This window comes from Psychrobacter sp. AOP31-B2-9 (genome assembly GCF_052378005.1).
In the GTDB taxonomy this organism is placed as follows: Bacteria; Pseudomonadota; Gammaproteobacteria; order Pseudomonadales; family Moraxellaceae; genus Psychrobacter.
Genome location: NZ_JBQSXG010000220.1, coordinates 1 through 3,019, shown reverse-complemented (window position 1 = coordinate 3,019; position 3,019 = coordinate 1). Strand labels below are relative to the sequence as shown.

2 protein-coding genes are annotated in these 3,019 nt (G+C 43.1%); both read left to right on the top strand.

Annotated elements, in window-relative coordinates; all coding sequences use genetic code 11:
• The first annotated feature begins 247 nt into the window (after window positions 1-247).
• Window positions 248-2,077: an arginine--tRNA ligase gene (gene argS / locus ACT3SX_RS14535; protein ID WP_192520315.1), complete on the top strand. Its 1,830-nt coding sequence runs from the start codon at window positions 248-250 to the stop codon at window positions 2,075-2,077.
• Between the two features lie 103 nt (window positions 2,078-2,180).
• The gene (locus ACT3SX_RS14530; RefSeq protein WP_192520316.1) at window positions 2,181-2,978 is read left to right on the top strand and encodes an SPOR domain-containing protein; all 798 of its coding nucleotides are present in this window, start codon (window positions 2,181-2,183) and stop codon (window positions 2,976-2,978) included.
• The last annotated feature ends 41 nt before the right edge of the window (window positions 2,979-3,019 follow it).

Sequence of the window (3,019 nt, the reverse complement as noted above, 5' to 3'; positions counted from 1 at the left end):
TGCTTTAAACGTCCAACAGATCCTAATTACTAAGGGAAGCCGTCTTAACGGTAAGATTTCAGTGCTAATTTTGGTGTAAATGGTGCAATAAAGCGCAAAGATTGTTATATTTACAGGTTATTTATCTTTTTATATTATTTTACCTTTTACAATGTCGGTCGCTATTATTATAAGCGGTTATCGGTCGTTTACATTCACCGTATTTTTGCACCGTTTTTGTTGTTTATTTAATTGAGTTCACATCCTTATGTCACAAGCCCAGATTGATACACTTGCCTCACTGTTTAATGATGCCGTTCAGACTTTACAAGCAGATGGTACATTACCAAGCGATTGGCAAAATAACAGTCAAATCACGCGTACCAAAGACCTAAGCCATGGTGATTTTGCCAGTAATATCGCACTTACTGCCGCAAAAGCCGCCAAGGCCAACCCGCGCCAACTTGCCGAAAAAATCGTTAATGCCTTGCCTGAAAACCAAGATATCCGCCAAGTAGAAATCGCAGGGCCGGGTTTTATTAATGTCTTTTTAAATGCTGAAGCGAAGTTTGCCGTATTAGACGATATTTTTAACTTGCAAGACCGTTTTGGTTTGAGCAATCAGTTTGCAGGGCAAAAAATACAAGTTGAGTTTGTCTCTGCCAACCCAACGTCTAGCTTGCATGTTGGTCATGGGCGTGGTGCGGCATTTGGCATGAGCGTGTCAAACTTGCTAGAAGCGATCGGTTATGACGTCACGCGTGAGTATTATGTCAATGACGCTGGTCGTCAAATGGACATCTTAGCAACCAGTACCTATTTGCGTTATTTAGCAGCAAATGGCGAGCAAGTGACTTTTCCTGTCAACGGCTATCAAGGCGACTATGTCAGTGATATTGCCAAAACGCTAAAAGTGCAACATGCTGATAGCTATGTTCATAGCTTTACAGACGTTGCCAAAGACGTGCCTGCAGATGCCGAGTTTGAGATAAACGCAGATGGTGAAAAAGTACTGCTGTCAGGTGATAAAGAAGCGCATATCGATGGGCTGATTGCCAATAGTAAGACTTTGCTTGGTGATGGCTATGAGTTGTTTTTAAATGCAGCGTTGAGTAGTATTTTGGCCGATATCAAAGATGACTTAAATGACTTTGGCGTGAGCTATGAATGCTGGTTCAGCGAAAAGTCGATTGATGCTGAGATTGAGCCGGCTCTACAAGTATTAGACGAAAAAGGCTATCTGTACGAAAAAGACGGCAATATCTGGTTTAAATCGACCGACTTCGGTGACGAAAAAGACCGTGTGGTACGCCGCGCTAATGGTCAGTCTACTTATTTTGCTTCTGACATTGCTTATCATAAAAACAAATTTGATCGTGGTTTTGATAAAGTCGTCAATGTCTGGGGCGCTGATCACCATGGCTATGTTCCACGTGTCAAAGCAGCACTACTTGCCTTGGGTATCGATGCAGAAAAACTTGATGTGGTGCTGGTACAGTTTGTCGCGTTATGGCGTGGTAGTGAAAAAGTACAAATGTCCTCGCGTTCAGGTCAGTTTGTCACCCTGCGTGATTTACGAAACGAAGTTGGCAATGATGCCGCGCGTTTTTATTATGTGGCCCGTAAGCCTGAAGTGCATATTGACTTTGATTTGGAGCTTGCTAAATCACAAAGCAAAGACAATCAGGTGTATTACATTCAATATGCGCATGCCCGTGTTTGCCGCGTACTAGAAAAACTGGCTACCTATGATTTAACAGTAGATGATGCCGTTGGTCTGGCGCATCAGAATCTGCTTAGTGCGCCCAATGAAGACGAGTTGATTAAACTACTAGCAGGGTATCCAGCGACACTATTACGAGCAGCAACTGGCTATGAGCCCCATGTATTGACCAATTATCTGAAAGAGCTGGCAGCGCTATTTCACGGTTGGTATGATACCAACCGTATTTTACCATTGAGCCTAACGTCAGGTGAGACACCGAGTCAAGATGAGATAGATTTGATGCAAGCTCGTCTGCGTTTGTCTAAAGCTGTTCGTCAAGTATTGGTTAATGGGCTTAGTTTATTAGGATTGTCTGCGCCGTCTAGCATGTAGTAGTTTTTTACATAGAAAAATCTCTAGTTTGTAGAGTGAGTATAGATGGTTGATAGCAATAATTTAATAATGATAGATAGATTCAGTAGGGAGAACCAGATCCATGCTAGCCAAAAAACCTAAAGGCGCGACTGAAAAGCGCAAAACAAGTAGTGTATCAGGCTTATTATGGATGTTCGTTGGGGCCGTATTGACCCTTATGATCGGTGTGTTTATATACTTGTCACCATTGTTTGATTTTAGTCCGACCGATAGCAGCGCCGAAAACGAGCAAGATCGTCAGGTACAGCCACGAGTTGAGACTGATACTGATAATGGCGATTATGAGTTTTATGATATTTTGCCAAATCAAGAGATGGCCACCATACCTGATGAAGATTTTGGTGAGATAAATAATGATCGCATAGGAGGTGTCGATGCTTTTGAGCCCGATATCGTGGTCACACAGCCTACTAATTCGTCAGCCAGTGGTAGTGACGATGAGGGTAATTTAGGTATTTCTGAAAATACGGTGATTGAACCTAGTAATGGCAATAACGCTGCCAATAGCGATATCGTTGTTGTCGAAGAAAATGCGACTTATGATAGCGCGACATCGGTCAGCAGCACAGATAACTCTGACAGTAATGCAGGTACTGCCAACGTTCAAGCTGCCACACCTGCTGCCACTTATATATTGCAAATAAACAGTTTCGGTGATGCTGATGAAGCAGATCGCCGCCGCGCACAAGTGCTGATGGCAGGAGTAGATGCTCGTGTGGTCAAAAACACAACGGGTAATGGCGAGCCTATTTATCAAGTAATCTCTCGGCCAATGAGCAACCGTCAAACGGTGGCTAGCGCTCAGCAGCGATTACAGAATAATGGTATTGATTCTATCATCGTAGAGCAGCGTCGTTAGGTGCAGTTACTAGTAATGGTTTATTCAAAAAAGCGTCGTTA